The organism is Pseudogulbenkiania subflava DSM 22618 (genome assembly GCF_900177275.1).
Classification (GTDB): Bacteria; Pseudomonadota; Gammaproteobacteria; order Burkholderiales; family Chromobacteriaceae; genus Pseudogulbenkiania; species Pseudogulbenkiania subflava.
The window spans coordinates 182,994-208,061 of the sequence record NZ_FXAG01000003.1 but is presented as its reverse complement, the minus strand read 5'-3'; the positions used below and the strand labels follow the sequence as shown (position 1 = coordinate 208,061).

Genomic DNA, 25,068 nt, shown 5'->3' with positions numbered 1-25,068 from the left:
CGCCCCCTGCCATTCGGTCCTAGCAACGCCGGCGGCTTGGAAAAGCCCATCCATCATGATAACCTGATGAACTTATATGACAAAACTATAATTAAGCATTATTTACTATGATGGATGTCGTGTTTCGCCGAGGGGAGCGGGGCTTCACCCTGATCGAGATGATGGTCGTGATCTCGATCGCCGCCGTCCTGCTGGCGCTGGCCGTGCCCGGCTTCAACGCCCTGCTGGCGGACTCGCGCATGGAAAGCCGCACCCAGGCGCTGCTCTCCAGCGTGCAGTTCGCCCGCAGCGAGGCCATCCGCAGCAACGCCAACGTCTACCTGTGCGCGCTCAACACCAAGAGCAACCTCGACGTGCAGGGCTGCCAGGGCAAGGCCAAGAAGGGCGACACCTCGTGGTCGGAGGGCGTGCTGCTGTACGCCGACCGGCCCGGCGGCAACCCCGGGCGCTACAACAGCGGCGAGCGCCGCCGCCACGTCATGTTCAGCGGCGAGCCGACGGTCAGCTCGGCGCTCGAGCAGTTCATGCTGACCCCGGAAGGGCGCCTGCCCACCGGGGTCAGCCCGTCCTGGGTGGTGCGCGACGCCGCCTCGGGGCAATGCGCCAGCGTCACGGTGCTGGCCAACGGCCGGCCACGGCTGTGCAAGGGGGGCGATTGTGCCGGCTGCGCGTGAGAACCTGTTCACGATCTTGCTGCGCGCCCCTGATCGGGGCTCATGTGCACGGCGTGCGAATCCATCGCGGGACACATCCGAAGAGGTGCCCGCAGAGATTCGCACAGCGATCAGAAATCGTCATGCACTCCAGGACAGTCCGGTTTCTGTGCTGCTCTTCACCTCGCGGAGGGGCGCTCGCGACAGATCGTGGACAGGTTCCGTGTCCCGCCAGCGCGGCTTTTCGTTGCTGGAAGTGCTGATCGCCATGTTCGTGCTGCTGGTCGGCCTGCTGGCCCTGGCCGGGCTGCAGGTGCGCACCCTGAGCCAGACCCGCGATACCGAGATTCGCAGCCTGGTGGCGCTGCAGGCGGAAAGCCTGGCCGAGGCGATGCGTGCCAACCCGTTGCGTCAGCGGGATGCCAACGGCGCCACCGTGCTGTCCTGGGAGCACTACGTCGAGAGCGGTTACGCCAGCCACGACGCCAGCGCTCCCGCCAGCAGCTGCCGCGAGGCCGCCGGCTGCAGCCAGCAGAACCTCGCCGCGCTCGATCTGTGGACCTTCAAGTCCGGGCTGGCCAGCGGACTAGCCGCCGGCAACGCCGTGCAGGCGGCGGTATGCCGCGGCAGCGCCGCCCCGAGCCAAGACGATCCGGGTTGCAGCGGCAGCGGCCCCCTGTCGATCCGCGTGGTGTGGTCGTCCCGCCTCGACGGCAAGAGCCGTCAGGCGCTGGTCGACAGCGGCCAGCGTGCCGCCACGGCATCCTCTCCACTCGCTGAAAACCGCTATGTCCTCGTGTTCGAGCCCTGAAGTGCGTCAGCGCGGCATCACCCTGATCGAGCTGATGATCGCGATGGCCATCGGCTCGATCATCGTCGCCGTGGTGTTCGGCAGTTTCGTCTCGACGCGCCAGAGCCTGCGCGCCGCCGAGCAGCGCATTACACGCCAGCAGGACGCCCGCTCGGCGCTGCAGCTGTTGGCGCGCGACCTGCGCATGGCCGGCAACTTCGGCTGCGCCGTGCTCGGCGAGCGCGGCGACGACTGGCAGGTGGTGAACCGCGGCGGGGCGAGTGCCTGGCAGCAGGTCGACCAGGACAGCAACGGCCTGCGCGGCCTCGCCAAGGGCAGCGCCGCTGCCAATGCCTGGCTCGGCGGCCTGAGCGCGGACAGCGACCTGCTGATCGTTCAGTACGGCCAGGGTGCGTTTCCGCTCGGCACCCGCACCGTCAACGCCGCGGGCGACGCCGTCACCGGCCTCACCTTCCAGCCGCCCGAGCAGGGCGACTGGGCCAACTGGACCCGGCTGGCGCTGGCCAGCTGCTCGCAGATCGACGTGCTGGCCAGCGGCAGCGGTATGACCCTGGGCAAGAGCGAGACGGCGCAGACGCTGACGCTGGACGAAGCCCATGCGCTGCCGCTCCGGACGGCCAGCCGCGCCACCGGTCATCAGCTGGGTTCGCTGGAAGTGATGGCGCTGGTGTCGCGTGCCTATTTCGTGGCCGCGGTCGGTGGGGAAAAGCAGCTGCTGCGCCGCGAGATGCTGGCCGACGGCAGCCTGGGCGCCGCCACGCTGGTGGCGGACGGGGTGGAGTCGCTCAGCGTGGACTACGGTGTGCTGGACGATTGCGACGCCGACTCGACGCCGCGCCTGCATTACGCCGCGGCCGGCGGGGTGGCCGACTGGCGGCAGGTCGGCACGGTGCGCCTGACGCTGACGCTGCAGCAGGCCTCGGCGCTGCAGGCGGGGCAGAAGGTGAGCGTGGCCTATCCGCTGACGGTGGCCTTGCGGGGAGGGGTGCAATGCGCACAGCGTCCGCTGCAGGGCTGAGGCAGCGCGGTAGCGCCCTGATCGTGGCGCTGATGGTGCTGATCATGATGACCCTGGTGGTGCTGGCGTCGTCGCGCCTGATCGTCGACGAGCAGCGTATCGGCAGCAACCAGAGCGACCGTCAGGCCACCTTCCAGCTCGCCGAGCTGGCGTTGAAGGCGGCCGAGGCCCGGCTGGCGGAGATGGACCAGGCGCTCGACGTGGCGGGCAAGAGCGACGACGCCTTGTTCGGCGCCGGCGGCGTGTTCAGCGCCAGCTGCCGCAACGACGCCAATCCGGCCGGCTGGCAGAGCGGGCTGTGCGCCACCAGCGCGCAGGCGGGCGGCGGCGCGCTCCAGCCCTGGGAGCGCAACGTCAGCGTCGGCAAGCAGAGCGTGCCCACGCTGCACCCCTGCGGCAACGCGCTGGAATACGCCTTCAAGAGCGGCGCGGTGCAGAACCGCTGTCCCGACGTGGTGACGCTGGACGGGGTGTGGGCCAACCCGCGCTACCTGGTCGAGCTGGTCGACCGGAACTACCAGGACAGCGACGGCGGCGGACGGCTCTACCGTCTCACCGTGCGCGCCTGGGGCAAGAACGCCAACAGCGTGGTGACGCTGCAAAGCTATTACGTGGTGCCGTGATGATCTCCCGCTTCCTGTCCCTGCTCGGCCTGACCGGGCTGCTGCTCCCGCTGTCGGCTTATCCGGCCAACAGTTGCACGCTGCCTGCCTACAGCAGCCCCTACCCGGGCGCGCCGTTGCAGCTGTCGGTCAAGGTTACCCCCAATATCCTGCTGTTCTTCGACAACTCGGGCAGCATGGCATGGGATGTGTACGGCAACACCGGGCAGAAGCGCGAGAGGTATTGCAACTGGCGTGGCTGCTGGTATGGCGACGTGCTCGACCCGCTGCAGGGCGAGACGCGGCTGTCGATCGCCAAGGACGTCACCAAGAGCATGATCGATGCCTATCCCGACATGCGCTGGGGCTTGTTCTCGTTCGATCCGTCCAGCAACAAGGACTACGTCAACGACCGCGAGGATCTGCGCTATAACCGGGCCGGGCGGCTGGTGGCGGAGGTCGGTGGCGGCAAGGCCCATCTCGACCTGGTCAAGAGCGCCATCGACAGCCTCGGCGCCGACACCAACACGCCGCTGGCCGAGGCCTACTACGAGATGACGCGCTATTACCGCGGCATGGCCTCGGCCTATTACAAGCCGGTCAATCCGGCGTCGGGCAGCCGCGGTTCCGGCCGCTACGCCAGCCCGGTGCAATACCGCTGCCAGGCCAACTTCGTGCTGATGATGACCGACGGCGAGCCGACCGAGGACAACGAGTTTCCGCTGTCTGGCGACCCTCTCTTCGCGGGGCTGTCGCCGGGCAATGACAATCCCCTGCCGTCCTTCGCCGGGCGCGCTGCTGCCGGCGACCTGTTCGCCTCGGGCAGCGACGGCGAGGGGCAGGGCTGGGACGCCGAACCGTTCGCGCGGCAGTCGATCAAGACCTACACCATCGGCTTCACCGTCGATAATCCACTGTTGCAGAAAACGGCCACGCAGGGCCGGGGGCACTATTTCACTGCGAGCAACCGGGAGCAGCTCAAGGCCAGCTTCACCGCGGCGATGGACGACATCTACCGCCAGAACTCGACCTCGACGCCGCCAGTCAGCGGCGAGCGCCAGACCAGCGCGCTGCTGCACACCACCTACGACACCCGCAGCTGGACCTCGCGCCTGCTGAGCTACCCGGTCGACGCCAAGGGCAAGCCCGATTTCAGCCGGCCGAGCGAGGCGCTGCTGCCGGACTGGGACAAGCGCACCGTCTATACCCGCTACTACGACAACCGCAGCAACAACGGCCTGTGCGGCAAGAACAACGGCAAGCCGGCCGAAGTGAACGTGGTGGCGCAGGCGTTCAAGCCCGGCATGGCCGACAACGACAAGCTCACCTTGGGCAGCCAGCCCAACGACGTGATCCACTTCGTGCTGGGCCACGCCATGCCGGGGCAGCGCTTCGATAAGCGCACCTCGCCCTGGCTCGGCGACGTCATCGATTCGCCGCTGACCACGTTCTCGGCCACGGGCGCCCAGCTGGTGGCGGTGGGCGGCAACGACGGCATGCTGCACGTATTCCGCAAGGAGACGGGCGACAGTGCCTACCAGGAAGTGCTGGGCTACGTGCCGTTCGAGGTGCTGACCCGGCTTGTCGATCTCACCGACCCCGACTACGGCTCTTCGGCCAAGCCGCACCGCTACTACGTCAACGGCGCGAGCGTGGCGCAGACCCTCGACAATGGCCGCACCTACCTGGTGGGCGCATTGGCGCAGGGCGGCAAGGCGCTGTTCGCGCTCGACGTCAGCTCGCTGATGTCGGCCGGCGGCAAGGCGGCCGCGCCGGCCGAAGTGGTGCGCTGGGAAGCTGGCGCGGCCAGTGGCGCGAGCGCGCTCGGCTACGTCTTCGGCCAACCGGTGATCGCCAAGGTGCGTCATCCCGCGAGCGGCGCCAGCGTGTGGGCGGCGATCAGCGGCAACGGCTACGACAGCGCCAGCGGCCAGGCCGCGCTGCTGGTGTTCGAACTGGACAGCGGCACCCTGCTCGGCGAGATCAAGGTCGGCCGCGCCAGCGGCAACGGCCTGTCCGGGCCGGCGGTGCTGGACTTCGACGGCGACAAGGTGGCCGATGTGGTCTACGCCGGCGACCTCAAGGGCAATGTGTGGCGCTTCGACCTGCGCGGCGACTGGGCGGCGCCGGCCAGCCCGTTCTGGCAGGGCGACGCCAGCCAGCCGGTCACCGCCACGCCGGCGTTGTACCGGCGCCCGGGTGGCGACGGCTACATGGTGCTGTTCGGCAGCGGCCAGCTGCTGTACGACACTGACCGCCGCTCCATCACCGGTCAGAGCGTGTACGGGCTGTGGGACACGCCGCAGAGCGGCAAGTATTACCAGTACGGCGACCGCGAGGGCGCCGGCGGGCGGGGGCTGATCGTGCGCCAGAGCCTCGACGGCGAAGTCGGCAGCACGGTGAAGATGGCCGATGGCAGCCTGCACGACTACACCGTGCGCCGCACCACCAGCCATCCGGTCGCCATCGGCGAGAAGGCGGCCGGCGGCTGGTTCCTGGACCTGGCGGCCGCCAGCGGCGAGCGCCTGCTGCACGCCCCGGTGCTGGTCGGCGAGCGGCTCTACTTCACCACGCAGCTTCCCTTCGTGGCGAACCTGCAGTGTTCGGTCGGCGGCGACGGCTGGCTGATGTCGTTGGACCCGCTCTCCGGGGCGGCCCCGCTCAAGACCGCGTTCGATCTGAACGGCGACGACAAGGGCACGGTCGCCGACTGGGCGGTGTTCGAAACGGGCAAGGCGGCCCAGATCCCCAGCGGCGTGCGCTCCGAAGTGGGCATGCCGTCGGCGCTGCGGCTCTACGTCAGTGCCGCCAGCAATTATCAATGGCAGAGTTATGCCGACCAGAACGGCCAGGTCACCAACCGCGACAACGCCGTCATCGCCAAGGCCGGCAGGGGGCTGCGGCTGGCGTTCGGCGGCAGCAACGACGGGTCGCCGGCGGGGGTGGGCATCCCCGGCGACGCTGGCAAACAAGGCAGGCGCATCGCCTGGCGGGAGATATTCTGATGCGGTACAAGATTGGCCGAAGCCGGGGCTTCACCCTGATCGAACTGCTGATCGCGCTGGCGGTGGTCGGCATCCTGGCGTCGCTGGCGCTGCCCTCGTACCGCGAGCACGTGATCCGCGCGCGCCAGAGCGAGGCACGCGCCGCGCTGCTCGACAATGCCCACTTCCTCGAGCGCTGGTACAGCGAGAAGGGCACCTTCAAGCAATCGTCCACCGCCTGGCCCTCCCTGCCGGTGACCGCCACCGAGTTCTACGACATCGCCTTCGCCAGCACGGCCAAGAACACCGACGACGGCGAGTACCAGCTGGAGGCCTCGCCCAAGGCTGGCAAGGACTGGGTCGGCGGCACGCTGACGCTGGACCAGGACGGCAACATCAAGCTGTGCCAGACCGGGAAGGACGGCAAGGAGCAATGTACTCTCTAGCATCCGGCGACGTTCCGCTAAGGTTTCGGCCGTCCCTAGACGAGCGAGTTTGCACGTTGTTTTCGATGTTCAGGCATGACGTTCATGGGGCGGGTGTTGTGTCCGCTACGCGGACGATGTTGAGGGGCGGTGCTGACCGCCAGCAGGCAAGGGGACTGTCTCGCCAGTCCCCTTGCAACCCCACGCGATCCCGACGGCCCGTGAATTCCCGCTTGGTCAGGGTGGGGCAAGGCGCCGCCAAACTCGCGATTTGCTAACGTCAAATCGCTCAAACAGGTGGCGGCTTAAAACCTTGCCCAACCCTGTCCAATCGGCACGTGCCAACGGGGAATGGGGACGAGTCATTGTTGCCTTGGCGTCGAGTTCGGTTATTGCTGGTGGAGCAATCCTGGTGACTTTGCCCACCTTGCGAACGGGTTCTCAGTGTGCGCCGCCGTCGCCGCCGGAATGCCCGAACGGCGGTTTGGCGAACCAGATCAGCCCGAGCAGCAGCACGAACAGGCAACCCGCGCCCCAGAACACCTCGTTGGACGCCAGCACATAGCCCTGCGTGGTGATCTCGCGTGCCGTCAGCGCCGCCTGCTGGCCGGCCGACAGCCCGGCCTGGCCCAGCATGCCGAACCACTGCTGCGCGACGCTGCCGCCGCTGTCGATGGCGGCGGTGAGCTGGGTGTGGTGGACCGCCTCGCGCGTGTCCCACAGCGTGGTGCTGACCGAGGCGCCGATGCTGCCGGCGAGGATACGCAGGAAGTTCGACAGGCTGGAGGCGCTGGCCACGTGGTTGGGTGCCACGCGCGACAGCGTGATGGTGGTCAGCGGCATGAAGAAGCAGGCCAACCCGATGCCCTGCACGAACTGCGGCCAGATCACGTAGGCCAGGTCCATCTGCGGCGAGAAGTGGGTGCGCCAGAAGAAGCACAGCGCGAACACGCCGAGGCTCACCGTCACCAGCCAGCGCATGTCGAGGCGGTGCGCGTTCTTGCCGATGATCGGGGAGAGCAGCACCGGCAGGATGCCGACCGGCGCCGAGGCGATGCCGGCCCAGGTGGCGGTGTAGCCCAGTTGGGTCTGCAGCATCAAGGGCAGCAGCACCACGCCGCCGAAGTACATCATGTAGCCCAGGCTGATGCAGATCACGCCGACCGTGAAGTTGCGGATGCGGAACAGCGACAGGTCGATGATCGGGTGCTCCTCGCCCAGCTCCCAGATCACCAGGTAGGTCAGCGCCACCACCGCCACGATGGCCATCATCACCACCTCGCTGGAGTGGAACCAGTCGAGCTCCTTGCCCTTGTCCAGCATCAGCTGCAACGCGCCGACGCCGAGCACCAGCAGCGTCAGGCCGACGCGGTCGATCGGCAGCGCCTTGATCTCGCTCTCGCGCCCCTGTAGCTCGCGGCGCGCCACGGTGGCGGCGAACAGCCCGACCGGAATATTGATGTAGAAGATCCACGCCCAGTGCCAGTTGTCGCTGATCCAGCCGCCCAACAGCGGGCCGAAGATCGGCGCCACGATCACCGTCATCGCCCACAGCGCCAGCGCCATGCCCTTCTTCTCGGGCGGATAGCAGGCCAGCAGCAGGCTCTGCGACAAGGGGATCAGCGGCCCGGCCACCGCGCCCTGCAGGATGCGGAAGGCGATCAGGAGCGGCAGGTTCGGCGCCAGCCCGCACAGCCACGAGGCCAGCACGAACAGCACGGTCGAGGCGACGAACAGCCGCACCTCGCCGACGCGCTTGGCGAGCCAGCCGGTGAGCGGCACGGCGATGGCGTTGGCGACGCCGAACGAGGTGATCACCCAGGTGCCCTGGCTGGTGGCGGCGCCGAGGTTGCCGGCGATGGTCGGCAGCGCCACGTTGGCGATGGTGGTGTCGAGCACCTGCATGAAGGTCGCCAGCGACAGCGCCAGCGTGATCCATACCAGGCGCGAACCGGTGAGCGGGGAAGGCGTCATGGCGGGCGTTCCGGCTTAGGGGTGGCTGCCGGCGTTGGCGGCGAGCAGCTGCGCCACCAGCGCGTCGGCCTGCGCCAGGTCCGGGGGCAGGGCGCGGGTCATCTGCGCCGGCGCCGTGCGCGGCGCCTCGGCCAGGGTGGCGCCGCTCTGGTCATGGGTATTCACTTCGACCTGCATCGACAGCCCGACACGCAGCGGGTGCGTCTTCAGTTCGGCGGCGTCGAGCTCGATGCGCACCGGCACGCGCTGCACCACCTTGATCCAGTTGCCGGTGGCGTTCTGCGCCGGCAGCAGCGAGAAGGCGCTGCCGGTGCCGGCGGCCAGCCCGGCCACCTTGCCGTGATAGGTGACGTCGCCGCCGTACATGTCGGCGTGCAGTTCCACCGGCTGGCCGAGGCGAATTTTGTGCAGCTGGCTTTCCTTGAAGTTGGCGTCCACCCACACCTTGTCGAGCGGCACGATCGCCAGCATCGGGCTGCCGGCGTTGACGCGCTGGCCGACCTGCACGCTGCGGCGCGCCACGTAGCCGGCCAGCGGGGCGCGCACCTCGGTGCGCTTGAGTGCGAGCCACGCCTCCTTGAGGCGGGTGGCGGCGCGCGCCACCGCCGGCTTGCTGGCCAGCGTTTCCTGGCCGAGCAGGGCCTGGGTGCTGGCGGCCTGTTCCTGCGCCACCGCCAAGGCGGCGCGCGCGGTCGCCACGGCGTCGCGCGCGTGCGCCAGTTCCTCGGCCGACAGCGCCTCGCTGCCCGCCAGCTGCTGGCGCCGCTTCAGGTCGTCTTCGGCGCGCGCCAGCTCGCTCTGGCGCAGACTGACCTGGGCGTTCTGCTGGCGCTCGCTGCCGATCAGCTGGCGCGTTTCGCGCACCGCCTGCACGAACTCGTTGCGCGCCCGTTCGAACGCCAGGCGGGCGTCGTTGGCTTCCAGCGTCACCACGGTCTGGCCGGCGTTGACGCGGTCGGTGTCGTCGGCGGCGATGCTGACCACGGTGCCGGCGATCTCCGGCGTGAGCTGGATCAGGTGGCCGTTGACGTAAGCGTCGTCGGTGTCTTCCTGGTAGCGCAGCACGGTGGCCCAGTAGGCGCCATAACCGATGGCGGCGATGGCGAACACCAGGCTGGCCAGGATCAGGCCGCGCTGGCGCGAAGGGTTTTTGGCGGGTTTTTTCATGGGTGCTCCTCAGGGCTGCGCCGGGGCCAGCAGGCCGCCGCCCAGCACGGTATTCAGGTTGACGAAGGCGAGCTGGCCGGTGGCCTGGCTGTCGAGGCGGGCGGCGCGCTGCACCAGCTCCGCCTCCTGCGTGCCGAGCAGGTCGAGCTTGTTGCTCAGGCCGGCGCGCAGCCGTGCCGCGCCGGCGTCGCTGGCACGGCGGGCGCTGTCTTCGGCCTGGCGCGCGTCGGCCAGCTGCTGGCGCGCCTGGTCGCGGCCCGAGAGTGCGTCGGCGGCCTGGCGCAGGGCGTCGAGCACGGTCTGGTTGTAGCTCTCCACCGCCTCGTCGTAGCGCGCCTGCTCGCGGCTCAGGTTGGCGCGCAGCGCGCCGCTGTGGAAGATCGGCAGGGTGACCGCCGGGGCGATGCCGAGCATGCGCGATTCGCTTTGCAGCAACTGGCCGATGTCGAGCGACGACAGGCCGATGAAGGCACTCAGCTGCACATTGGGGTAGAACGCGGCGCGTGCCGCCTTGACGCTGTGCGCCGCCGCTTCCAGCCGCTCGCGCTGCGCCACCACGTCCGGGCGCTGCCCCAGCAGGGCGGCGGTGAGCGCTGCCTCGTCGAGGCTTGGCGTGGTGCCGAGCGGGGCCGGGGTCAGGTTATCCAGCGCGTTCGGCGCCTGGCCGGTGAGCGCCGCCAGGGCATGGCGCGCGCGTGCCGCGTCGCCTTGCTGGGCGCTCAGCTGCTGCTTCAGCTGCGCTTGCTGCACTTCCAGCGGGCGCAGGGTGTCGGCGCTCAACAGGCCGGCGCTGGCGCGGGCGCGCAGCAGTTGCAGGCGGCTGTCGGCCAGCTTGAGGCGGGCGGAGGTCAGTTGCTGCTGCGCCAGGGTGCGCTGCAGCGCGGTGTACTGGCTGGCCACGGCCTGCGTCAGCAGCAGTTCGGCCTGGCGGGCGTCGAGCGCCTGGGCGCGCTGCTGCCCCAGCGCGGCGTCCAGTTCGGCGCGGTGCTTGCCCCACAGGTCGAGTTCCCAGCTGCCGTCGAGCGAGGCCGAGTACAGCGTCTGGTAGCTGCCGCCGATCGGCGGCGGCAACAGGCCGTTGGCGGAATAGCGTTCGCGGTCGATGGAGGCATTGGCGTCGAGCTGCGGGCCGCGCCGGCTGTCGGCCAGCCCGCTCAGCGCGGCGGCTTCGCGCACGCGGGCGGCGGCCAGTTTCAGCGACGGCGCTTGCTGGCGTGCGCTGGCGATCAGCCGGTCGAGCGCCGGGTCGCCCAGCGCCTGCCACCAGTTGTCGTGCACCGTGTCCGTCTTGGCGGCCGGCAGCGCCAGGCGCTCGGCGTTGAGCGGAGTGGCGGGGGCGGCGCTCGGGGCCGGGGTGGCGCAGCCGGCCAAGAGGCCGGACAGCAGCAGCATCCCCAGGGCGGGCTGCCAGTGGGGGCGGGGGAGTGGGGGCTTGGTCATGCAATTATTCATTTGCAAAATAATAACCATGGTTACTATATGGTCGACAAAAAACCGGCCAGGCCGGTTCCTGCTCAGCCGCCGAGGCGGGCGAGCAATTTGCGCAGCAGACCCTCCAGCTGCGCTTTTTCATCCCCGCTGAAGTCGGACCACAGCGAGCGGTTGCGGTCACGCGCTACCGGCATGATGCGCTCGACGAACCGGATGCCGGCGTCGGTCAGCACCAGCCGGATCTTGCGGCGGTCTTCGGCGCAGGGCTGGCGCTCTGCCCAGCCGTTCTTCACCAGTTCGTCCGAGATGCGGGTGGCGTTGGTGCGCGAGGAGTCCAGCGTGTCGCTGATGTCGGACGGATACAGCACGTGGTCCGGGCAGGCGTACATCGTCATCAGCGTCATCCACACCGACTCGTGGATGCCGTAATCCTTGAGCGCCTCGTTCAGGTAGGCGCCGAGACGCGGCATGATGTGGTAATAGAGCCGGGTGAGGATGACCTCCTGGCGCGGCACGCCGGGAAAGCGGCTGTCGACACGGTCTATCGCCTGCTCGAGCTGGTGGAAGGATTTGTTCATGGCCCGATTATAGTAAACCGTGTTACTATTTCGCAAGAAACATTTTGCCGGTTGGCAGGTTTACTGCCCGAGCAGGGTCAGGACCCGCTCCGGAGGCCGGCCGATCACGGCCTGGTCGCCTTGCACCGCGATCGGGCGCTCGATCAGGCGCGGGTGCTCGACCATGATGGCGATCAGGTGGCGGCGTTCCAGCGTGACGTCGTCCAGGTGCAGCGCCTGGTACTCGTCCTCCTTGTGGCGCATCAGCTCGCGCGGTTCGAGCTTCAGCAGCGTCAGCAGCCGGTCGAGTTCCTCGGCGCTGGGCGGGGTTTTCAGGTAGTCGACGGTCTCGACGTCGGCGCCGGCGTCCTGCAGCAGTTTCAGTGCCTCGCGCGACTTGGAGCAACGCGGGTTGTGGTAGAGGCGAATCATGCGGGGTTCCCCTTTTTTAGCGGACGGCTATTGTGACCCAATAGGCCGGCCGGGGCCAAGCCGCCGCCATCCGCGCGGCCGGGGCCACTTTCATTACTGGAAAACGACGATTTGATGCCTTCACAGACTGTTACTTCCCCGAGCGCCACGCGTTCGCGCGGCCTGGCCCTGGTGCTGGCGCTGCTGGCGACGCTCGGGCCGTTTTCGATCGATACCTTCCTGCCGGCGATGCGCGCCATCGGCGCCTCGCTCGGCGCGACCCCGGTGGAAATCCAGCAGGCGCTCACCGTCTACCTGTTCTGCTACGGCATGATGATGCTGTGGCACGGTTCGATTTCCGACGCCGTGGGACGTCGTCCGGTGGTGCTGGTGACGACCCTGTTGTTCGGGGCGGCCTCGGTCGGCTGCGCGCTGGCCGACAACCTGACCACGCTGTTGATCTTCCGCGGCCTGCAGGGGCTGTGCGGCGGGGCCGGGCTGGTGGTGGGGCGGGCCATCATCCGCGACCGTTTCGACGGCGCCGAGGCGCAGCGCATGATGTCGCAGGTGACCATGCTGTTTTCGCTGTCGCCGGCGATCGCGCCGGTGGTGGGGGGCTGGCTATTCGGCGCCTTCGGCTGGCATTCGATCTTCGTGTTCATGGCGCTGATCGGCTTCGGGCTGTTCGTCATCAGCTGGTTCTCGCTGCCGGAGACGCACGGCCACGAGCGGCGCCAGCGCCTGCACCTGGGCACGCTGCTCGCCAATTACGCCCGGGTTGGCCGAAAACGCGAGTTCCAGCTCTTGGCGGCGGCGGTGTCGTTCAACTTCGCCGGCTTCTTCGTCTACATTCCGGCGGCGCCGGTGTTCCTGATGCAGCACCTGGGGCTCGGGCCGGAGCAGTTCCTGTGGATGTTTGGCCCGGCGGTGGGCGGCATCATGCTGGGCGCTTTCCTGTCCGGGCGCCTGGCCGGGCGGCGCGATGCGCGCCAGATCGTCAACCTGGGCTACGGCGTGATGTTCGCGGCGCTGGCGGCCAACCTGCTCTACAACCTGCTGTTTCCGCCCGCGCTGTTCTGGAACCTAGCGCCCTTGATGCTCTACACCACCGGCATGTCGCTGGTGGCACCGTCGATCACGCTCAACCTGATGGACCAGTTCCCCGAGCTGCGTGGCACGGTGTCGTCGCTGCAGGGCTTCACCCAGACCATGATGTCGAGTCTGGTCGCCGGGGCGATCGCACCCTTGGTATGGGGCAGTCCGCTCTCGCTGGCGCTGACCATGGCGCTGTTCCTGAGCCTGGGCTTCGGCTTCCGCATGGCATTCCGGCGCCGCCTGGCGCGTGAGGTGGCGCTGGCCGGCGCATCGCGTTGATCTGGATCAAGATGAAATTCATTCTCATCTATTGCGCCAGGTGAGATTACGAATGATAATGACTCCCGTTAATTGATCTGCGCCGGCCGTTGCCGGCAGTCCGCCATCCTTCATTGGGAGAACCGAATGATCCGTCGTCTGAGCCTCGTCGCGCTGGCCCTTGCCGGTGTCGCCGCCGCCTCGTCCGCCCTTGCCGCCGAATACCCGATCGGCAAGCCGCAAATCAAGAACGGCATGGAAATCGGCGCCGTCTACCTGCAGCCGGTGAAAATGGAACCGGAAGGCATGATGCGCAAGGCGGCCGAGTCCGACGTGCACCTGGAAGCGGACATCCACGCCGTGAAGAACAACCCGAACGGCTTCGCCGAAGGCGACTGGATGCCGTACCTGGTGATCAAGTACGAGGTCAGCAAGGTCGGTTCCAACCAGACCATCAAGGGCGACTTCATGCCGATGGTGGCCTCCGATGGCCCGCACTACGGCGACAACGTCAAGCTGATGGGGCCGGGCAAGTACAAGCTGAAGTACACCATCCAGGCGCCGAGCGCCAACGAGCATGCCCATTTCGGCCGCCACGTCGATAAGGAAACCGGCGTCGGCGCCTGGTTCAAGCCGTTCGAGCTGAACTACGAGTTCACCTACGCCGGCACCGGCAAAAAAGGCGGCTACTAAGCCCCGGTTCGATGATCCGACCGATAGCGTTGCAGTGCCCTGCGGCGCTCAGGCTGCCGACAAAGTACCCTGTTCAGATTTTCCGGACCCGGCAAAGCCGGGCCGCTCCTGATCAGTTATTGAATCCGCAGCCTTCCTGTTTACATGACAACCCCCTTGCGCTTCGCAAAAGGGGGTTGTCTACCATCTCAGCGCCGCAGGCAAACTGCGGCGCTTTTGCCCTTTCTGGCAGGAGCGTTTGACGATGCGTGCATGGCTCATGGTAGTGGCGTTGGGACTGGCTTCGGCCAACGTGTTGGCCGAAGAGTTACCGGTCTACCGTCTCGAACTCAAGGACGGCAAGCTCAATCCCGCCCGGCTGCAGGTGGTGGCCGGCAAGAAGTTCAAGATCGAGCTGATCAACTCCGGCAAGACCCCGGTGGAGTTCGAGAGCACCCAGCTGCGCAAGGAAAAGGTGCTAGGCCCTGGCGTCGAGTCCTTCGTGGTGGTCCAGTCCTTGAGCCCCGGCGAGTACAAGTTCTTCGACGAATTCCACATGGCCACGGCGCAAGGCGTGATCGTGGCCAAGTAAGCCGGCAGGGAGACAACCATGGGACAGGTACTGTTCATCGTCTGGCGCGAGAGCGTCGAGGCCATGCTGGTCATCGGCATCCTCTACGCCTGGCTGAATAACCACGGCGAAGTGGGTGCGCGCGGCAAGCGCTATCTGTGGGGCGGCGTGCTGGTCGGCTTCTTGTGCGCCATTGTATTGGCGCTGGGCCTGTTCGGCGCGGCCGAACTGTTCGGCGGCGGGCAGGACCTCTTCCAGACCGTGATGGTATTCAGCGCCGCCGCACTCATCGTGCACATGGTGCTGTGGATGCGCGAGCACGGCCGTACGCTGAAGAAGGAGCTGGAAAGCGGGCTTGCCGACAACGCCGCGCGCAACAACTGGTGGGGCGTGCTGACGTTGACCGCCATCGCCGTGGCGCGCGAGGGCAGCGAGACCGTGGTGTTCCTGTACGGCATGCTGGCCGGGGCCGATGGCAGCACGCTGCTGTCGATGGGCGGCGCGGCGCTGCTGGGCTTCCTGCTGGCGCTGCTGACCTTCTTCCTGCTGCAGCTGGGCGGGCGTTTCCTGTCGTGGAAACTGTTCTTCCGCGTCACCGAGGTGATGTTGCTGCTGTTGGCGGCGGCGCTGTTCATGAACGGCATCGAGCACCTGATCTCGATGGGCTACCTGCCGGCGCTGGTCGATCCGCTGTGGGACAGCTCGATGCTGCTCGACGACATGTCGCCGGCGGGCGGCGTGGTGGCGGCGCTCACCGGCTATCGCGCCCATCCGGCGCTGATGAGCCTGTTGGCCTACGGCCTGTTCTGGTTGCTGATTACGGGGTTGATGAGATGGCGGCAACAACAGCCGGCGGCGTGAGCCGCCTGTTGGCGAAGGGCGGCGACTGGCTGCGCGATCATGGCCGCCTGCTGCAGCGTCTGCAGTGGGTGGTGGTGCTGGTCTACGCCTTCCTGCTGGTGGTGCCGGCCTGTCTGCCGCTGCCGCCGGACGCGGCGCGCATGGTCAACAACCTGACCATCTTCGCCCAGTTCGTGTTCTGGGGCATCTGGTGGCCGTTCGTGCTGCTCAGCATGGTGCTGTTCGGCCGCGTCTGGTGCGGCGTGCTGTGCCCCGAGGGGGCGCTGTCGGAATGGGCGGCGCAGAAGGGACTGGGCCGGCCGATCCCGCGCTGGATGCGCTGGGGCGGCTGGCCCTTCGTCGCCTTCGTGCTGACCACGGTGTACGGCCAGTTGGTGAGCGTCTACCAGTATCCGAAAGCCGCCCTGCTGGTGCTGGGCGGCTCGACCGTGGCGGCGGTGGCGGTGGGGTTTGTCTACACCCGCGGCAAGCGCGCCTGGTGCCGTTACCTGTGCCCGGTCAACGGCGTGTTCGGGCTGTTGTCCAAGCTCGCCCCACTGCACTTCAAGGTGCAGGAAGAGGCTTGGCAGGCGTCCATCGCCAACAAGAACGTGATCCGCATCCAGGCGGTCAACTGCGCGCCGCTGCAGCCGATCCGCCACATGAAGGGCGGTAGCGGCTGTCACATGTGCGGGCGCTGCAGCAGCCACCGCGACGCGGTGACGCTGTCGTTGCGCTCGCCCAGCGCGGAGGTGGTCGAAGTGGCCGAGCGCGAGGCCGACGGCTGGCAGACGCTGCTGATCGTCTACGGCCTGCTTGGCGTGGCGATCGGCGCCTTCCACTGGAGCGCCAGCCCCTGGTTCGTCACGCTCAAGCAGGTGGCGGCGGAGTGGCTGATCGAACGCGACATCTGGTGGCCGTTCGAGAGCAACGCGCCGTGGTGGCTGCTGACTCACTACCCGGAACTGAACGACAGCTTCTCCTGGCTCGACGGCGCCATGCTGCTGGGCTACGTGTTTGCCACCGCGCTGGCGATGGGCACGGTGATCAGCATGCTGTTGGCGCTGGCGGTGCGGCTGGCTGGCCCGTGGCAGCGCCAGCGCTTCCATCATCTGGCGCAGGCGTTGATCCCGCTCGCTGGCTGCGGCGTGTTCCTCGGCCTGTCGGCACTGACGGTGACGCTGCTCAAGAACGAAGGGGTGCCGGTGTTCTGGGTCAACGATTTCCGCCTGCTGTTGTTGGCGGTGGCCAACCTGTGGTCGCTGTGGCTGGCGGCGCGTATCGTGCGGCGCTGGCGCGGCGGCGTGCGCTGGCTTGCGGCGCTGCTGCCGTTCCTCGGCACGCTGGCCTGGGTGGACAGCGCCTGGGGCTGGATGTTCTGGTGGTGGTGAGAGCCTATCCCATTAGGCGGCTGCGCCTTCGCATCTTGAGCGCCGGCAGTACTGCGTGCGAATTGCCCTCGGAGATTCGTTCAGCGATACGGAGTCCTCATGGACCCTATGTCCATTCCGGTTCCTGTGTGCTGGCAGCGCCCAACCTGCCTTGGCTCGCTTGCCTGCCAGGATAGGCTTCGAGGACGAACGACCCTCCACAAAGCCGGCGCCGCGAGGCGCCGGCTTTTTTGCGCCCGTTCTAGGCGGCGGCGTTGACCAGCGTCGGCTTCAGCACGCGCACCAGGTCGGCGGCGCTGATGGCAACCAGGAAACCGCGCTTGCCGCCGTTGATGTAGAGCGTGTCGAGCTCGGCGATGCTCGCCTCCATGTACACCGGCATGGTGTGGCGCGTGCCGAACGGGCTGGTGCCGCCCACCTGGTAGCCGCTGTGCTTGTCGGCGGTCTTGGGGTCGCACGGGTTCACCTTCTTGGCGCCGATCTGTTTGGCCAGCATGCCGGTGCCCACCTCGTGGTCGCCGTGCATCAGCACGATCAGCGGCTTCTTGTGTTCGTCTTCCATCACCAGGGTCTTGATGACGACGTGTTCGTCGACCCCCAGTTCACGCGCCGACACCGTGGTGCCGCCTTTTTCCTCGTAGGCGTAGAGATGGGGGCTGAAGGGCACGCCGTGCTCGCGCAGCACGCGCACCGCCTGGGTCACCGGGGTCTTGTCCTTGCTCATGGCTGTTGTTGTGGCGGTAGAAAGGGTGACAGGGTAGGGCGAAACCGCGTGTCTGCCAAGATGCCGCCGCCGATTTGCGCCAGGTCAAGCCAGCCCGGATTAAGGTCTTGAAAATCATCGGCTAAGGGCCATACCTAAGGTGAGTGGCTACCGGTTATGCCGGCGGCCGGAGGACTGTTTCTTGTAACCCGAGAGGAGGACACCATGAAAGACCTGATTCGTCGCACCAGTCTTGAACCGTTGCTCGACGACATGTTCAAGGGCTTCTTCGTACGGCCGTTCGGCTTCGAAGCCGGCGCCGACCTGGCCGGCGGTATCAAACTCGACGTCAAGGAAGACGACAAGGCGTACACCGTGCACGCCGAGATTCCCGGGGTGAAGAAAGAAGACATCAGCGTGCAGATCGAAGGCGGACGGGTGCAGATTTCTGCCGAGGTGAAGAAAGAATCCGAGACCAAGGAAGGCGAACGCGTGCTGCGTTCCGAGCGCTACTACGGCCAGGTGTCGCGCAGCTTCCAGCTGGCGCAGGAAGTGGACCAGAGCACGGCCACGGCGCGTTACAACGACGGGGTGCTGGAGCTGACGCTGCCGAAGAAGGCCGGCGGTACTTCGCGCCGGCTGACCATCGAGTGAGAGCTGATGAGTAAATCTGCTGCGCGCCCCTGAGCGGGGTTCATGCGCTCTGCGTGCGAATCTATCGCTGAGCCCATCTTCAAAGATGGGCGCGCAGAGATTCGCTCAGCGATGCGGAATCCTCATGGACTCCATGTCCACTCCGGTTCCTGTGCTGCTCTTTACCCCGCTGAGGATCGCTCGCGACGATTTCTTTCTCCCCTCTGAGTCGTCCGTTCCGTGCCGAAAGGCCGCCGCGAGGCGGCCTTTTTCATGTCGTTGGCCTGCCCTGGGCCGCGTGCCGGGCCGGGCGGGCGCGCCAGTAGAGCCGCAGCCCCAGCAGCAGCGCCAGCACCGCGGCGTAGATCAGCGGCTGGCGGATGTCCTTCTTCACCAGCCACCAGTAGTGGGTGACGCCGAGTATCGCCACCGCGTACACCAGCCGGTGCAGCCGCCCCCAGTTGCGCTTGAGCCGGCGCAGCCAGCCGTCGGTCGAGGTGACGGCGAGCGGCGTCATCAGCAACAGCGCGGCGAAGCCGACGGTGATGAAGGGGCGCTTGGCGATGTCCTTGACGATGGCGTGCCAGTCGAAGAACTGGTCCAGCCACAGATAGGTGGTGAAGTGCAGCGCGGCGTAGCAGAAGGCGAACAGCCCGAGCAGGCGGCGGAAACGCTGCAGCACGTTCCAGCCGGTGAGCCGGCGCAGTGGCGTGACGGCCAGTGTGGCCAGCAGCCAGACCAGCGTCCAGGTGCCGGTGGAGCGGGTGATGAACTCGATAGGGTTGACCGCCTGGCCGTCGACGACGATCCACGCCGTGCGCGCCAGCGGCAGCAGGCAGGCGATGAAGACCAGCGCCTTGGCGAGGGCGAGCGGCCGTGACGCGGGGCGGGCAAGGTTGGCCGAAGCACTGGGGAGGGTGGAGGCGGGCAGGGTCTTGTCAGAAATCACGGCGCAGGTCCATTCCCCGATACAGGCCGGCGACCTGGTCGGCGTAACCGTTGAACGGCAGCGTCTTGCGCTTGAAGAACTCGCCGATGCGCCGCTCGCTGGCCTGGCTCCAGCGCGGGTGGTCGACCGCCGGGTTGACGTTGGAGTAGAAGCCGTATTCGTCCGGCGCCGCCAGGTTCCAGCTGGTCGGTGGCTGCTTGTCGGTGAGGCGGATGCGCACGATGGACTTGATGCTCTTGAAACCGTACTTCCACGGCACCACCAGCCGGATCGGCGCGCCGTTCTGGTTCGGCAGCGGGTTGCCGTAGAGGCCGACCGCCAGCAGGGTCAGCGGGTGCAGCGCCTCGTCCAGGCGCAGTCCCTCGCGGTACGGCCAGTCCAGCACGCGGCGCTGCTGGCCGGGCATCTCCGCCGGGCGCTGCAGCGTCTCGAAGGCGACGTACTTGGCCTGGCCGGTGGGCTGCACCTGCTTGAGCAGGCTGGCGAGCGGAAAGCCGATCCACGGGATCACCATGCTCCAGCCCTCGACGCAACGCAGCCGGTAGATGCGCTCCTCCTGCGGGAATTTCAGCAGTTCCTCGATGCCGAAGCTGCGCGGCTTCATCACGTCGCCGTCGACCACCACGTTCCACGGCCGCGTCTTCAGCCGTCCGGCGTTGGCGGCCGGGTCGGCCTTGTCGGTGCCGAACTCGTAGTAGTTGTTGTAGCCGGTGATGTCCTTCAGGCTGTTGGGCGGCTCGCCGGTCGACAGCGGGCTCTTCTTGGCGGCGAGCGCGGCCAGCGTCTCGGCCGACAGCAACAGGCCGGCGGCGCCGAGCATGAAGCTGCGGCGGTTCAGGTAGACCGCTTCCGGGGTGATCTCGGAGGGCGGGATGTCGGACGGCTTCTGGATCAGCATGGGCAATCTCCACGGGGAATACGCCTTAGTCGGCGCACCCGGTCTGATCTGACAGCCGGCGGCTAAAACGGTTGCGCCGTCGCGTTCAGGCACCCGACCAGGGGCGGCCGAGCGCGCTGCCCTGCGGCCCGGCGGCGGCCAGCTGACCGGCGATCGCCTGCAGCGCCGGCCAGCGCGGGCCGCACCACGCCGGGGCGATCAGGGTCGGGGCCTGCGCGGTGGCGGAGACCCGATGATAGACCACCTCGGGCGGGGTGTGGCGGATCAGCTCGGCCGCCAGCGCGGCGTAGTGCTCCTGCGTCAGCGGGGCGATCTCGCCGCGCCGGTACTGCGCCGCCATGCGGCTGCCGCGCACGATCATCAGCGGGTGCAGCTTGAGCCCCTCGACGCCGATGTCGAGCACCGTGGCCAGCGTCTGGCGCACGTGGGCATTGTCCTCGCCGGGCAGGCCAGCGATCAAATGGGTACAGACCTTGAGCCCGCGCCGATGCGCCCGCTGCACCGCGTCGCGGTAGTCGGCCAGGCCGTGGCCGCGCCGGATGCGCTCCTGGGTGGCGTCGTGCGCGGTCTGCAGGCCGAGCTCGAGCCAGATCTCGTAGCCCTGCTGCTGGTAGCCGGCGAGCAGGTCGAGCGCGCTGTCCGGCACGCAGTCCGGGCGCGTGCCGACGCACAGCCCGACCACGTCGCTCTGCGTCGCCGCCTCGTCGTACAGCGCCTTGAGCGTGCTCACTTCGGCGTAGGTGCTGGTGTAGGCCTGGAAATAGGCCAGATAGCGCCGGGCGCGGTCGGTCTTGTGCTTTTCGCGCGCGATCTGCTCGGCGATGGAGAGGGCGGCGGCGTCGCGGCCGAAGCTTTTGACGTCGCAGAAGGTGCAGCCGCCGCGGTCCAGCGTGCCGTCGCGGTTGGGGCAGGTGAAGTCGCCGGCCAGCGACAGCTTGTGCACCTTTTCCCCGAAACGGGTCTTGAGGTAATGGCCGAAGGTGTGAAGGTGGCGGGTCAGATCCATGCGCGGCCGGCCTCGTCGGCGGAAAAGCCGGCAGTCTAGCGGCTTTGCCGCGCCGCCGGCCTGAGCCGGATCAAGGATTCCGGGGCGCGGCGCCGGTCTGGCGCGGGGCGCGCTTCGGGGGGGGCTACAGCCGCTGGAAGCCCGCCAGGTAGAGGCCGACGAAGATCAGCGAGCTGATCAAGAGCGCCTGCGCCAGGGTCTGGAACAGTTCGCGCAGCGTCTCCTTCTGGCGGCGGTTGAGCAGCCAGCGCGCCACGGCGTAGAGCACGGCGCAGAGCACGAAGAACTTGAACAGGCGACCGATCATGGGGGACCCTGGCGGGAAGGAGAGGCGATTATCCGGCGCCGGTGCTATGCGCACAAGCCGATGCAGATATAATCGGTCAAAACCGCGCCGGCCTGGACCGGCCATAACACGTACGCCTTGAAGCCGACAAAACCATATCAAAGAGGCACTGTTTTCACTATGTCCACAACCGAATCGTCGGTCGGTATCGTCAGCGCCCAGCAGGCGCTGTTCGACGTGCCGCTCGATCTGGCCTGCGGCAAGACGCTGACGTCGTACCAGCTGATCTTTGAGACCTACGGCGAGCTGAACGCCGCCAAGAGCAACGCCATCCTGATCTGCCACGCGCTGTCCGGCCACCATCACGCCGCCGGCCGCTACCAGCCGGACGACAAGAGCCCCGGCTGGTGGGACAGCATGATCGGGCCGGGCAAGCCGATCGACACGCGCCGCTTCTTCGTGGTGGCGCTCAACAACCTGGGCGGCTGCCACGGCTCCACCGGCCCCTCCAGCATCAACCCGGCCACGCGCCAGCCGTGGGGCTCGGCGTTCCCGGTGGTGACGGTGCCGGACTGGGTGATGGCGCAGGCGCGGCTCGCCGACCGCCTCGGCATCGACCGCTGGGCGGCGATCATCGGCGGCTCGCTCGGCGGCATGCAGGCGCTGCAATGGAGCATCGACTACCCCGACCGCGCCGCCAACGCCATCGTCATCGCCTCGGCGCCCAAGCTGTCGGCGCAGAACATCGCCTTCAACGACGTGGCGCGCCAGGCCATCCTCACCGACCCGGATTTCCACGGCGGCGACTTCTACCAGAACGACGCCATCCCGCGCCGCGGCCTGCGCCTGGCGCGCATGCTGGGCCACATCACCTATCTGTCGGACGACGGCATGGGCGAGAAATTCGGCCGCATGCTGCGCTCCGGCGAGTACAAGTTCGGCTACGACGTCGAGTTCGAGATCGAGTCCTACCTGCGCTACCAGGGCGACAAGTTCTCCGACTACTTCGACGCCAACACCTACCTCTTGATGACCAAGGCGCTGGACTACTTCGATCCGGCCAAGGACCACGGCGGCGACCTGGTGGTGGCGCTGAAGAAGGCGACCGCCAACTTCCTGGTGGCGAGCTTCACCTCCGACTGGCGCTTCTCGCCCTTGCGCTCGCGCGAGCTGGTGCAGGGCCTGATCGCCGCCGACAAGCGCGTGGCCTACGGCGAGATCGAATCCACCCACGGCCACGATGCCTTCCTGATGACCGACCAACCCTACGTGGACCTGATGCGCGCCTACCTCGACCGTGTAGCCAAGGAGGTGGCGGCATGAGCCAGCACTCCGCTACGACCTTGCGCCCCGACCTGCAACTGATCGCCGACTGGATTCCCGCGCGCGCCCGCGTGCTCGACCTGGGCTGCGGCGACGGCGCCCTCTTGGCCCATCTGCAGAGCCACAAGCAGGTGGTCGGCTACGGTGTGGAGATCGACGTCGGCAACATCGCGCGCTGCGTCACCGCCGGCGTCAACGCGGTGCAGGGCGACCTGGAGGCGGGGCTGGCCGATTTCCACGACGGCAGCTTCGACCACGTCATCCTGTCGCAGACTATCCAGGCGATGCAGCACACCGAGGAAATCCTGCTGGAGATGCTGCGCGTCGGGCGCGAGGCCATCGTTACCTTCCCCAACTTCGGCTTTTGGGAAAACCGCTGGCAGATCCTGCAGGGTCACATGCCGGTATCGGAAACCATCCCTTACCAGTGGTACGACACCCCCAACATCCACTGGTGCATGCTGGGCGACTTCGAGGCGCTGTGCGCCAAGAACGGCATCGGCGTGCTGGAGCGGGTGGTGATGAACGAGGGGCGGCGCATCCGTGTCCTGCCCAACCTGCGCGGCAGCCTGGCGTTCTACCGCGTGGCGCGCCGCGGATGAGGGTTTGGCCGGGGGCACGGCCCCTTGCTGCTGTAATTTGAAGGGATTTGCACGATGAGCCGAGGGTTTGGCGACGAGAAACGGGAAAACGTACTGGACGCAGGACCGGTCGGGGCGCGTCCCGACGGCGACGCGGGGGAGGCCCTCCGGCCGCGCGCTATCGACTGGCGCCACCTGATCTTCTCGCGCACCATGCTGACCTGCGTGTTCACCGGCTTCGCCTCGGGCCTGCCGCTCTACACGCTGATCAACCTGCTGCCGGCCTGGCTCCGGAGCGAGGGGGTGGACCTCAAGGCGATTGGCCTGTTCGCGCTGATCCAGCTGCCGTTCACCTGGAAGTTCGTCTGGGCGCCGCTGATGGACCGCTTCGTGCCGCCGCTGTTCGGCCGCCGGCGTGGCTGGATGTTGCTGACCCAGCTTGCCCTGATCGCGACCATGGCGGCGTTCGGCGTGTTCACGCCGAAGCAGGAGCTGTGGTCGATCGCCGCGCTGGCGCTGGCGGTGGCGTTCTGCTCGGCGAGCCAGGACATCGTGCTCGACGCCTTCCGTCGCGAGATCCTCCGCGACCAGGAGCTGGGGCTGGGCAACACCATCCACATCAATGCCTACCGCCTGGCCAGCCTGATTCCCGGCTCGCTGTCGCTGATCCTGGCCGACCACCTGCCGTGGGGCACGGTGTTCTGGATCACGGCGCTATTCATGCTGCCGGGGGTAGCGATGACGCTCGCGGTGAGCGAACCGAAACTGGCCGCGGCGGCGCCGAAGACGCTGCGCGAGGCGGTGATCGAGCCGTTCCACGAATTCCTCACCCGCAGCGGCCTCAAGGGTGCCGCGCTGGTGCTGGGCTTCATCTTCCTCTACAAGCTGGGCGACAGCATGGCCACCGCGCTGGCCACGCCGTTCTACCTCGACATGGGCTTCACCAAGTCCGAGATCGGCCTGGTGGCGAAGCATGCCGGGCTGTGGCCGGCGGTGATCGGCGGCTTGCTGGGCGGGGTGTGGATGATCAAGCTCGGCATCAACCGCGCGCTGTGGGCGTTCGGCGTGGTGCAGGTGGTGTCGATCCTGGGCTTTGCCTGGCTGGCCGGACAGGGGCCGTTCACCGCCATCGGAGCGGCGGAGCTGTCGCGCCTGGCGCTGGTGATCGGCTTCGAGGCGCTCGGCGTCGGCCTCGGCACCGCCGCCTTCGTCGCCTACATCGCGCGCACCACGCACCCGGCCTACACCGCCACCCAGTTCGCGCTGTTCACCAGCCTGGCGGCGGTGCCGCGCACCGTGGCCAACGCCGCCACCGGCTACCTGGTCGAGGCCATCGGCTGGGCTCCGTTCTTCCTGCTGTGCACGCTGCTGGCGTTGCCGGGCATGGCGTTGCTGGCGAAGGTCGCGCCGTGGGGGCGCGACGACGGTTGAGAACTACTGCGTAAGTGTTCTCTTAGGCGGACGACGTTTAGGGGCGGTACTGACCGCCGGCAGGCAAGGGAGCTGTCTCGCCAGCCCCCTTGCAACCCCAGGCGACCCCGACAGCCCGTGAATTCCCGCGTGGTCAGGATGGGGCCAGGCGCCGCCAAACTCCATGCGTGCAAATCCATCGCTGAGCCAATCTCTGCGTGCAAATCTTTGATTTGCTCAGCGATGGATTGGCACGCGGAGATTTGCTCAGCGGACCATTTGCTAACGTCAAATCGCTCAAACAAGCGGCGGCTTAAAACCTTGCCCCACCCAGCCCAAGCGGTACGGGCCAACGGGGGAGTGGGGTGACTCACCTCTATTTTGGCTTCGAAGGCGTAGCGCAACCCATCATCAATGTG

The 25,068-nt window shown here is 67.5% G+C and carries 25 protein-coding genes; 15 read left to right on the top strand and 10 right to left on the bottom strand.

All coding sequences use genetic code 11. The features are described 5' to 3' along the window. Nucleotides 1–107 precede the first annotated feature (107 nt). From B9N72_RS04140 to B9N72_RS04115, 6 genes are all read left to right on the top strand, one after another. On the top strand, nt 108–674 hold the full coding sequence (locus B9N72_RS04140; protein WP_085275170.1) for a GspH/FimT family pseudopilin: 567 nt from the start codon (nt 108–110) through the stop codon (nt 672–674). A gap of 202 nt (nt 675–876) precedes the next feature. Next, nucleotides 877–1,464: a type IV pilus modification protein PilV gene (pilV, locus tag B9N72_RS04135; protein WP_085275169.1), complete on the top strand. Its 588-nt coding sequence runs from the start codon at nt 877–879 to the stop codon at nt 1,462–1,464. Continuing rightward, nucleotides 1,442–2,482, top strand: a complete 1,041-nt coding sequence (locus B9N72_RS04130; RefSeq protein ID WP_085275168.1) for a PilW family protein — start codon at nt 1,442–1,444, stop codon at nt 2,480–2,482. Before pilV ends, B9N72_RS04130 begins: the two co-directional genes overlap by 23 nt. Further along, nucleotides 2,455–3,105, top strand: a complete 651-nt coding sequence (locus B9N72_RS04125) for a pilus assembly PilX family protein (protein WP_085275167.1) — start codon at nt 2,455–2,457, stop codon at nt 3,103–3,105. The genes B9N72_RS04130 and B9N72_RS04125 overlap by 28 nt, the downstream gene beginning before the upstream one ends. Then, nucleotides 3,105–6,089 (top strand): pilus assembly protein, encoded by a 2,985-nt coding sequence (locus B9N72_RS04120; RefSeq protein WP_085275166.1) that lies wholly within the window; start codon nt 3,105–3,107, stop codon nt 6,087–6,089. Before B9N72_RS04125 ends, B9N72_RS04120 begins: the two co-directional genes overlap by 1 nt. Further along, the gene (locus tag B9N72_RS04115) at nt 6,089–6,514 is read left to right on the top strand and encodes a type IV pilin protein (protein WP_085275165.1); all 426 of its coding nucleotides are present in this window, start codon (nt 6,089–6,091) and stop codon (nt 6,512–6,514) included. The genes B9N72_RS04120 and B9N72_RS04115 overlap by 1 nt, the downstream gene beginning before the upstream one ends. A gap of 420 nt (nt 6,515–6,934) precedes the next feature. Here the strand turns inward: B9N72_RS04115 and B9N72_RS04110 are convergent, their stop codons facing one another. From B9N72_RS04110 to arsC, 5 genes are all read right to left on the bottom strand, one after another. Then, the gene (locus tag B9N72_RS04110) at nt 6,935–8,467 is read right to left on the bottom strand and encodes a DHA2 family efflux MFS transporter permease subunit (protein ID WP_085275164.1); all 1,533 of its coding nucleotides are present in this window, start codon (nt 8,465–8,467) and stop codon (nt 6,935–6,937) included. 15 nt (nt 8,468–8,482) lie between these two features. Further along, nucleotides 8,483–9,634 (bottom strand): HlyD/EmrA/EmrK family protein, encoded by a 1,152-nt coding sequence (locus B9N72_RS04105; RefSeq protein ID WP_085275163.1) that lies wholly within the window; start codon nt 9,632–9,634, stop codon nt 8,483–8,485. Nucleotides 9,635–9,643: 9 nt separating this feature from the next. Next, complete coding sequence (locus B9N72_RS04100) at nt 9,644–11,074, bottom strand: efflux transporter outer membrane subunit (protein WP_085275162.1); 1,431 nt, start codon at nt 11,072–11,074, stop codon at nt 9,644–9,646. Nucleotides 11,075–11,148: 74 nt separating this feature from the next. Continuing rightward, the gene (locus B9N72_RS04095; protein WP_085275161.1) at nt 11,149–11,643 is read right to left on the bottom strand and encodes a MarR family transcriptional regulator; all 495 of its coding nucleotides are present in this window, start codon (nt 11,641–11,643) and stop codon (nt 11,149–11,151) included. A gap of 60 nt (nt 11,644–11,703) precedes the next feature. Then, complete coding sequence (gene arsC, locus B9N72_RS04090) at nt 11,704–12,054, bottom strand: arsenate reductase (glutaredoxin) (protein ID WP_085275160.1); 351 nt, start codon at nt 12,052–12,054, stop codon at nt 11,704–11,706. Between the two features lie 114 nt (nt 12,055–12,168). Between arsC and B9N72_RS04085 the strand changes: the two genes are divergently transcribed. The 5 genes from B9N72_RS04085 (at nt 12,169) to B9N72_RS04065 (ending at nt 16,860) form a co-directional block, all read left to right on the top strand. Next, entirely contained in the window at nt 12,169–13,407 is a 1,239-nt protein-coding gene (locus B9N72_RS04085; RefSeq protein WP_085275159.1) for a multidrug effflux MFS transporter, read from the top strand. Nucleotides 13,408–13,533: 126 nt separating this feature from the next. Then, nucleotides 13,534–14,079, top strand: a complete 546-nt coding sequence (locus B9N72_RS04080) for an iron transporter (RefSeq protein ID WP_085275158.1) — start codon at nt 13,534–13,536, stop codon at nt 14,077–14,079. Between the two features lie 244 nt (nt 14,080–14,323). Further along, entirely contained in the window at nt 14,324–14,650 is a 327-nt protein-coding gene (locus B9N72_RS04075; RefSeq protein ID WP_085275157.1) for a cupredoxin domain-containing protein, read from the top strand. Nucleotides 14,651–14,668: 18 nt separating this feature from the next. Then, nucleotides 14,669–15,490 carry an FTR1 family iron permease gene (locus B9N72_RS04070; protein WP_085275156.1) on the top strand — a complete coding sequence of 274 codons (822 nt, stop codon included), beginning with the start codon at nt 14,669–14,671 and terminating at the stop codon, nt 15,488–15,490. After that, nucleotides 15,463–16,860 carry a 4Fe-4S binding protein gene (locus tag B9N72_RS04065; protein WP_085275155.1) on the top strand — a complete coding sequence of 466 codons (1,398 nt, stop codon included), beginning with the start codon at nt 15,463–15,465 and terminating at the stop codon, nt 16,858–16,860. The genes B9N72_RS04070 and B9N72_RS04065 overlap by 28 nt, the downstream gene beginning before the upstream one ends. Before the next feature lie 241 nt (nt 16,861–17,101). Here B9N72_RS04065 and ybaK read toward each other — a convergent pair whose 3' ends face one another. Further along, on the bottom strand, nt 17,102–17,584 hold the full coding sequence (ybaK, locus tag B9N72_RS04060) for a Cys-tRNA(Pro) deacylase (protein ID WP_085275154.1): 483 nt from the start codon (nt 17,582–17,584) through the stop codon (nt 17,102–17,104). A gap of 204 nt (nt 17,585–17,788) precedes the next feature. On the opposite strand from ybaK, the gene B9N72_RS04055 reads away from it, so the two are divergent. Beyond that, nucleotides 17,789–18,217, top strand: a complete 429-nt coding sequence (locus B9N72_RS04055; protein ID WP_085275153.1) for an Hsp20/alpha crystallin family protein — start codon at nt 17,789–17,791, stop codon at nt 18,215–18,217. Nucleotides 18,218–18,467: 250 nt separating this feature from the next. Here the strand turns inward: B9N72_RS04055 and B9N72_RS04050 are convergent, their stop codons facing one another. The 4 genes from B9N72_RS04050 to B9N72_RS04035 form a co-directional block, all read right to left on the bottom strand. Beyond that, the gene (locus tag B9N72_RS04050; protein ID WP_085275152.1) at nt 18,468–19,145 is read right to left on the bottom strand and encodes a protein-methionine-sulfoxide reductase heme-binding subunit MsrQ; all 678 of its coding nucleotides are present in this window, start codon (nt 19,143–19,145) and stop codon (nt 18,468–18,470) included. Then, nucleotides 19,135–20,043 carry a protein-methionine-sulfoxide reductase catalytic subunit MsrP gene (gene msrP / locus B9N72_RS04045; RefSeq protein WP_085275151.1) on the bottom strand — a complete coding sequence of 303 codons (909 nt, stop codon included), beginning with the start codon at nt 20,041–20,043 and terminating at the stop codon, nt 19,135–19,137. Before msrP ends, B9N72_RS04050 begins: the two co-directional genes overlap by 11 nt. 85 nt (nt 20,044–20,128) lie before the next feature. Next, entirely contained in the window at nt 20,129–21,049 is a 921-nt protein-coding gene (locus B9N72_RS04040) for a tRNA modification radical SAM protein MnmL/YtqA (RefSeq protein WP_085275150.1), read from the bottom strand. Between the two features lie 124 nt (nt 21,050–21,173). Next, a complete protein-coding gene (locus tag B9N72_RS04035) occupies nt 21,174–21,356 on the bottom strand; it encodes a protein MIGRI (protein WP_085275149.1) in 183 nt (60 codons plus the stop codon). 159 nt (nt 21,357–21,515) lie between these two features. Here B9N72_RS04035 and metX point away from each other — a divergent pair, with 159 nt between their 5' ends. From metX to B9N72_RS04020, 3 genes are all read left to right on the top strand, one after another. Next, nucleotides 21,516–22,658, top strand: coding sequence for a homoserine O-succinyltransferase MetX (gene metX, locus B9N72_RS04030; RefSeq protein ID WP_085275148.1), 1,143 nt, complete (start codon nt 21,516–21,518; stop codon nt 22,656–22,658). Beyond that, nucleotides 22,655–23,260 carry a methionine biosynthesis protein MetW gene (gene metW, locus B9N72_RS04025; protein ID WP_085275147.1) on the top strand — a complete coding sequence of 202 codons (606 nt, stop codon included), beginning with the start codon at nt 22,655–22,657 and terminating at the stop codon, nt 23,258–23,260. Before metX ends, metW begins: the two co-directional genes overlap by 4 nt. A gap of 192 nt (nt 23,261–23,452) precedes the next feature. Further along, the gene (locus tag B9N72_RS04020) at nt 23,453–24,670 is read left to right on the top strand and encodes an AmpG family muropeptide MFS transporter (RefSeq protein ID WP_085275274.1); all 1,218 of its coding nucleotides are present in this window, start codon (nt 23,453–23,455) and stop codon (nt 24,668–24,670) included. Nucleotides 24,671–25,068: the final 398 nt, after the last annotated feature.

Coding starts and splice junctions, on each gene's coding strand:
- metX (WP_085275148.1), top strand. CDS start 21,516: ATGTCCACAACCGAATCGTCGGTCGGTATCGTCAGCGCCCAGCAGGCG.
- ybaK (WP_085275154.1), bottom strand. CDS start 17,584: ATGAGCAAGGACAAGACCCCGGTGACCCAGGCGGTGCGCGTGCTGCGC.
- B9N72_RS04125 (WP_085275167.1), top strand. CDS start 2,455: ATGCGCACAGCGTCCGCTGCAGGGCTGAGGCAGCGCGGTAGCGCCCTG.
- B9N72_RS04070 (WP_085275156.1), top strand. CDS start 14,669: ATGGGACAGGTACTGTTCATCGTCTGGCGCGAGAGCGTCGAGGCCATG.
- metW (WP_085275147.1), top strand. CDS start 22,655: ATGAGCCAGCACTCCGCTACGACCTTGCGCCCCGACCTGCAACTGATC.
- B9N72_RS04110 (WP_085275164.1), bottom strand. CDS start 8,467: ATGACGCCTTCCCCGCTCACCGGTTCGCGCCTGGTATGGATCACGCTG.
- B9N72_RS04040 (WP_085275150.1), bottom strand. CDS start 21,049: ATGGATCTGACCCGCCACCTTCACACCTTCGGCCATTACCTCAAGACC.
- B9N72_RS04130 (WP_085275168.1), top strand. CDS start 1,442: ATGTCCTCGTGTTCGAGCCCTGAAGTGCGTCAGCGCGGCATCACCCTG.
- B9N72_RS04080 (WP_085275158.1), top strand. CDS start 13,534: ATGATCCGTCGTCTGAGCCTCGTCGCGCTGGCCCTTGCCGGTGTCGCC.
- B9N72_RS04115 (WP_085275165.1), top strand. CDS start 6,089: ATGCGGTACAAGATTGGCCGAAGCCGGGGCTTCACCCTGATCGAACTG.
- arsC (WP_085275160.1), bottom strand. CDS start 12,054: ATGATTCGCCTCTACCACAACCCGCGTTGCTCCAAGTCGCGCGAGGCA.
- B9N72_RS04055 (WP_085275153.1), top strand. CDS start 17,789: ATGAAAGACCTGATTCGTCGCACCAGTCTTGAACCGTTGCTCGACGAC.
- msrP (WP_085275151.1), bottom strand. CDS start 20,043: ATGCTGATCCAGAAGCCGTCCGACATCCCGCCCTCCGAGATCACCCCG.
- B9N72_RS04085 (WP_085275159.1), top strand. CDS start 12,169: ATGCCTTCACAGACTGTTACTTCCCCGAGCGCCACGCGTTCGCGCGGC.
- B9N72_RS04035 (WP_085275149.1), bottom strand. CDS start 21,356: ATGATCGGTCGCCTGTTCAAGTTCTTCGTGCTCTGCGCCGTGCTCTAC.
- B9N72_RS04065 (WP_085275155.1), top strand. CDS start 15,463: ATGGCGGCAACAACAGCCGGCGGCGTGAGCCGCCTGTTGGCGAAGGGC.
- B9N72_RS04120 (WP_085275166.1), top strand. CDS start 3,105: ATGATCTCCCGCTTCCTGTCCCTGCTCGGCCTGACCGGGCTGCTGCTC.
- B9N72_RS04100 (WP_085275162.1), bottom strand. CDS start 11,074: ATGACCAAGCCCCCACTCCCCCGCCCCCACTGGCAGCCCGCCCTGGGG.
- B9N72_RS04105 (WP_085275163.1), bottom strand. CDS start 9,634: ATGAAAAAACCCGCCAAAAACCCTTCGCGCCAGCGCGGCCTGATCCTG.
- B9N72_RS04140 (WP_085275170.1), top strand. CDS start 108: ATGATGGATGTCGTGTTTCGCCGAGGGGAGCGGGGCTTCACCCTGATC.
- B9N72_RS04095 (WP_085275161.1), bottom strand. CDS start 11,643: ATGAACAAATCCTTCCACCAGCTCGAGCAGGCGATAGACCGTGTCGAC.
- B9N72_RS04020 (WP_085275274.1), top strand. CDS start 23,453: ATGCTGACCTGCGTGTTCACCGGCTTCGCCTCGGGCCTGCCGCTCTAC.
- B9N72_RS04075 (WP_085275157.1), top strand. CDS start 14,324: ATGCGTGCATGGCTCATGGTAGTGGCGTTGGGACTGGCTTCGGCCAAC.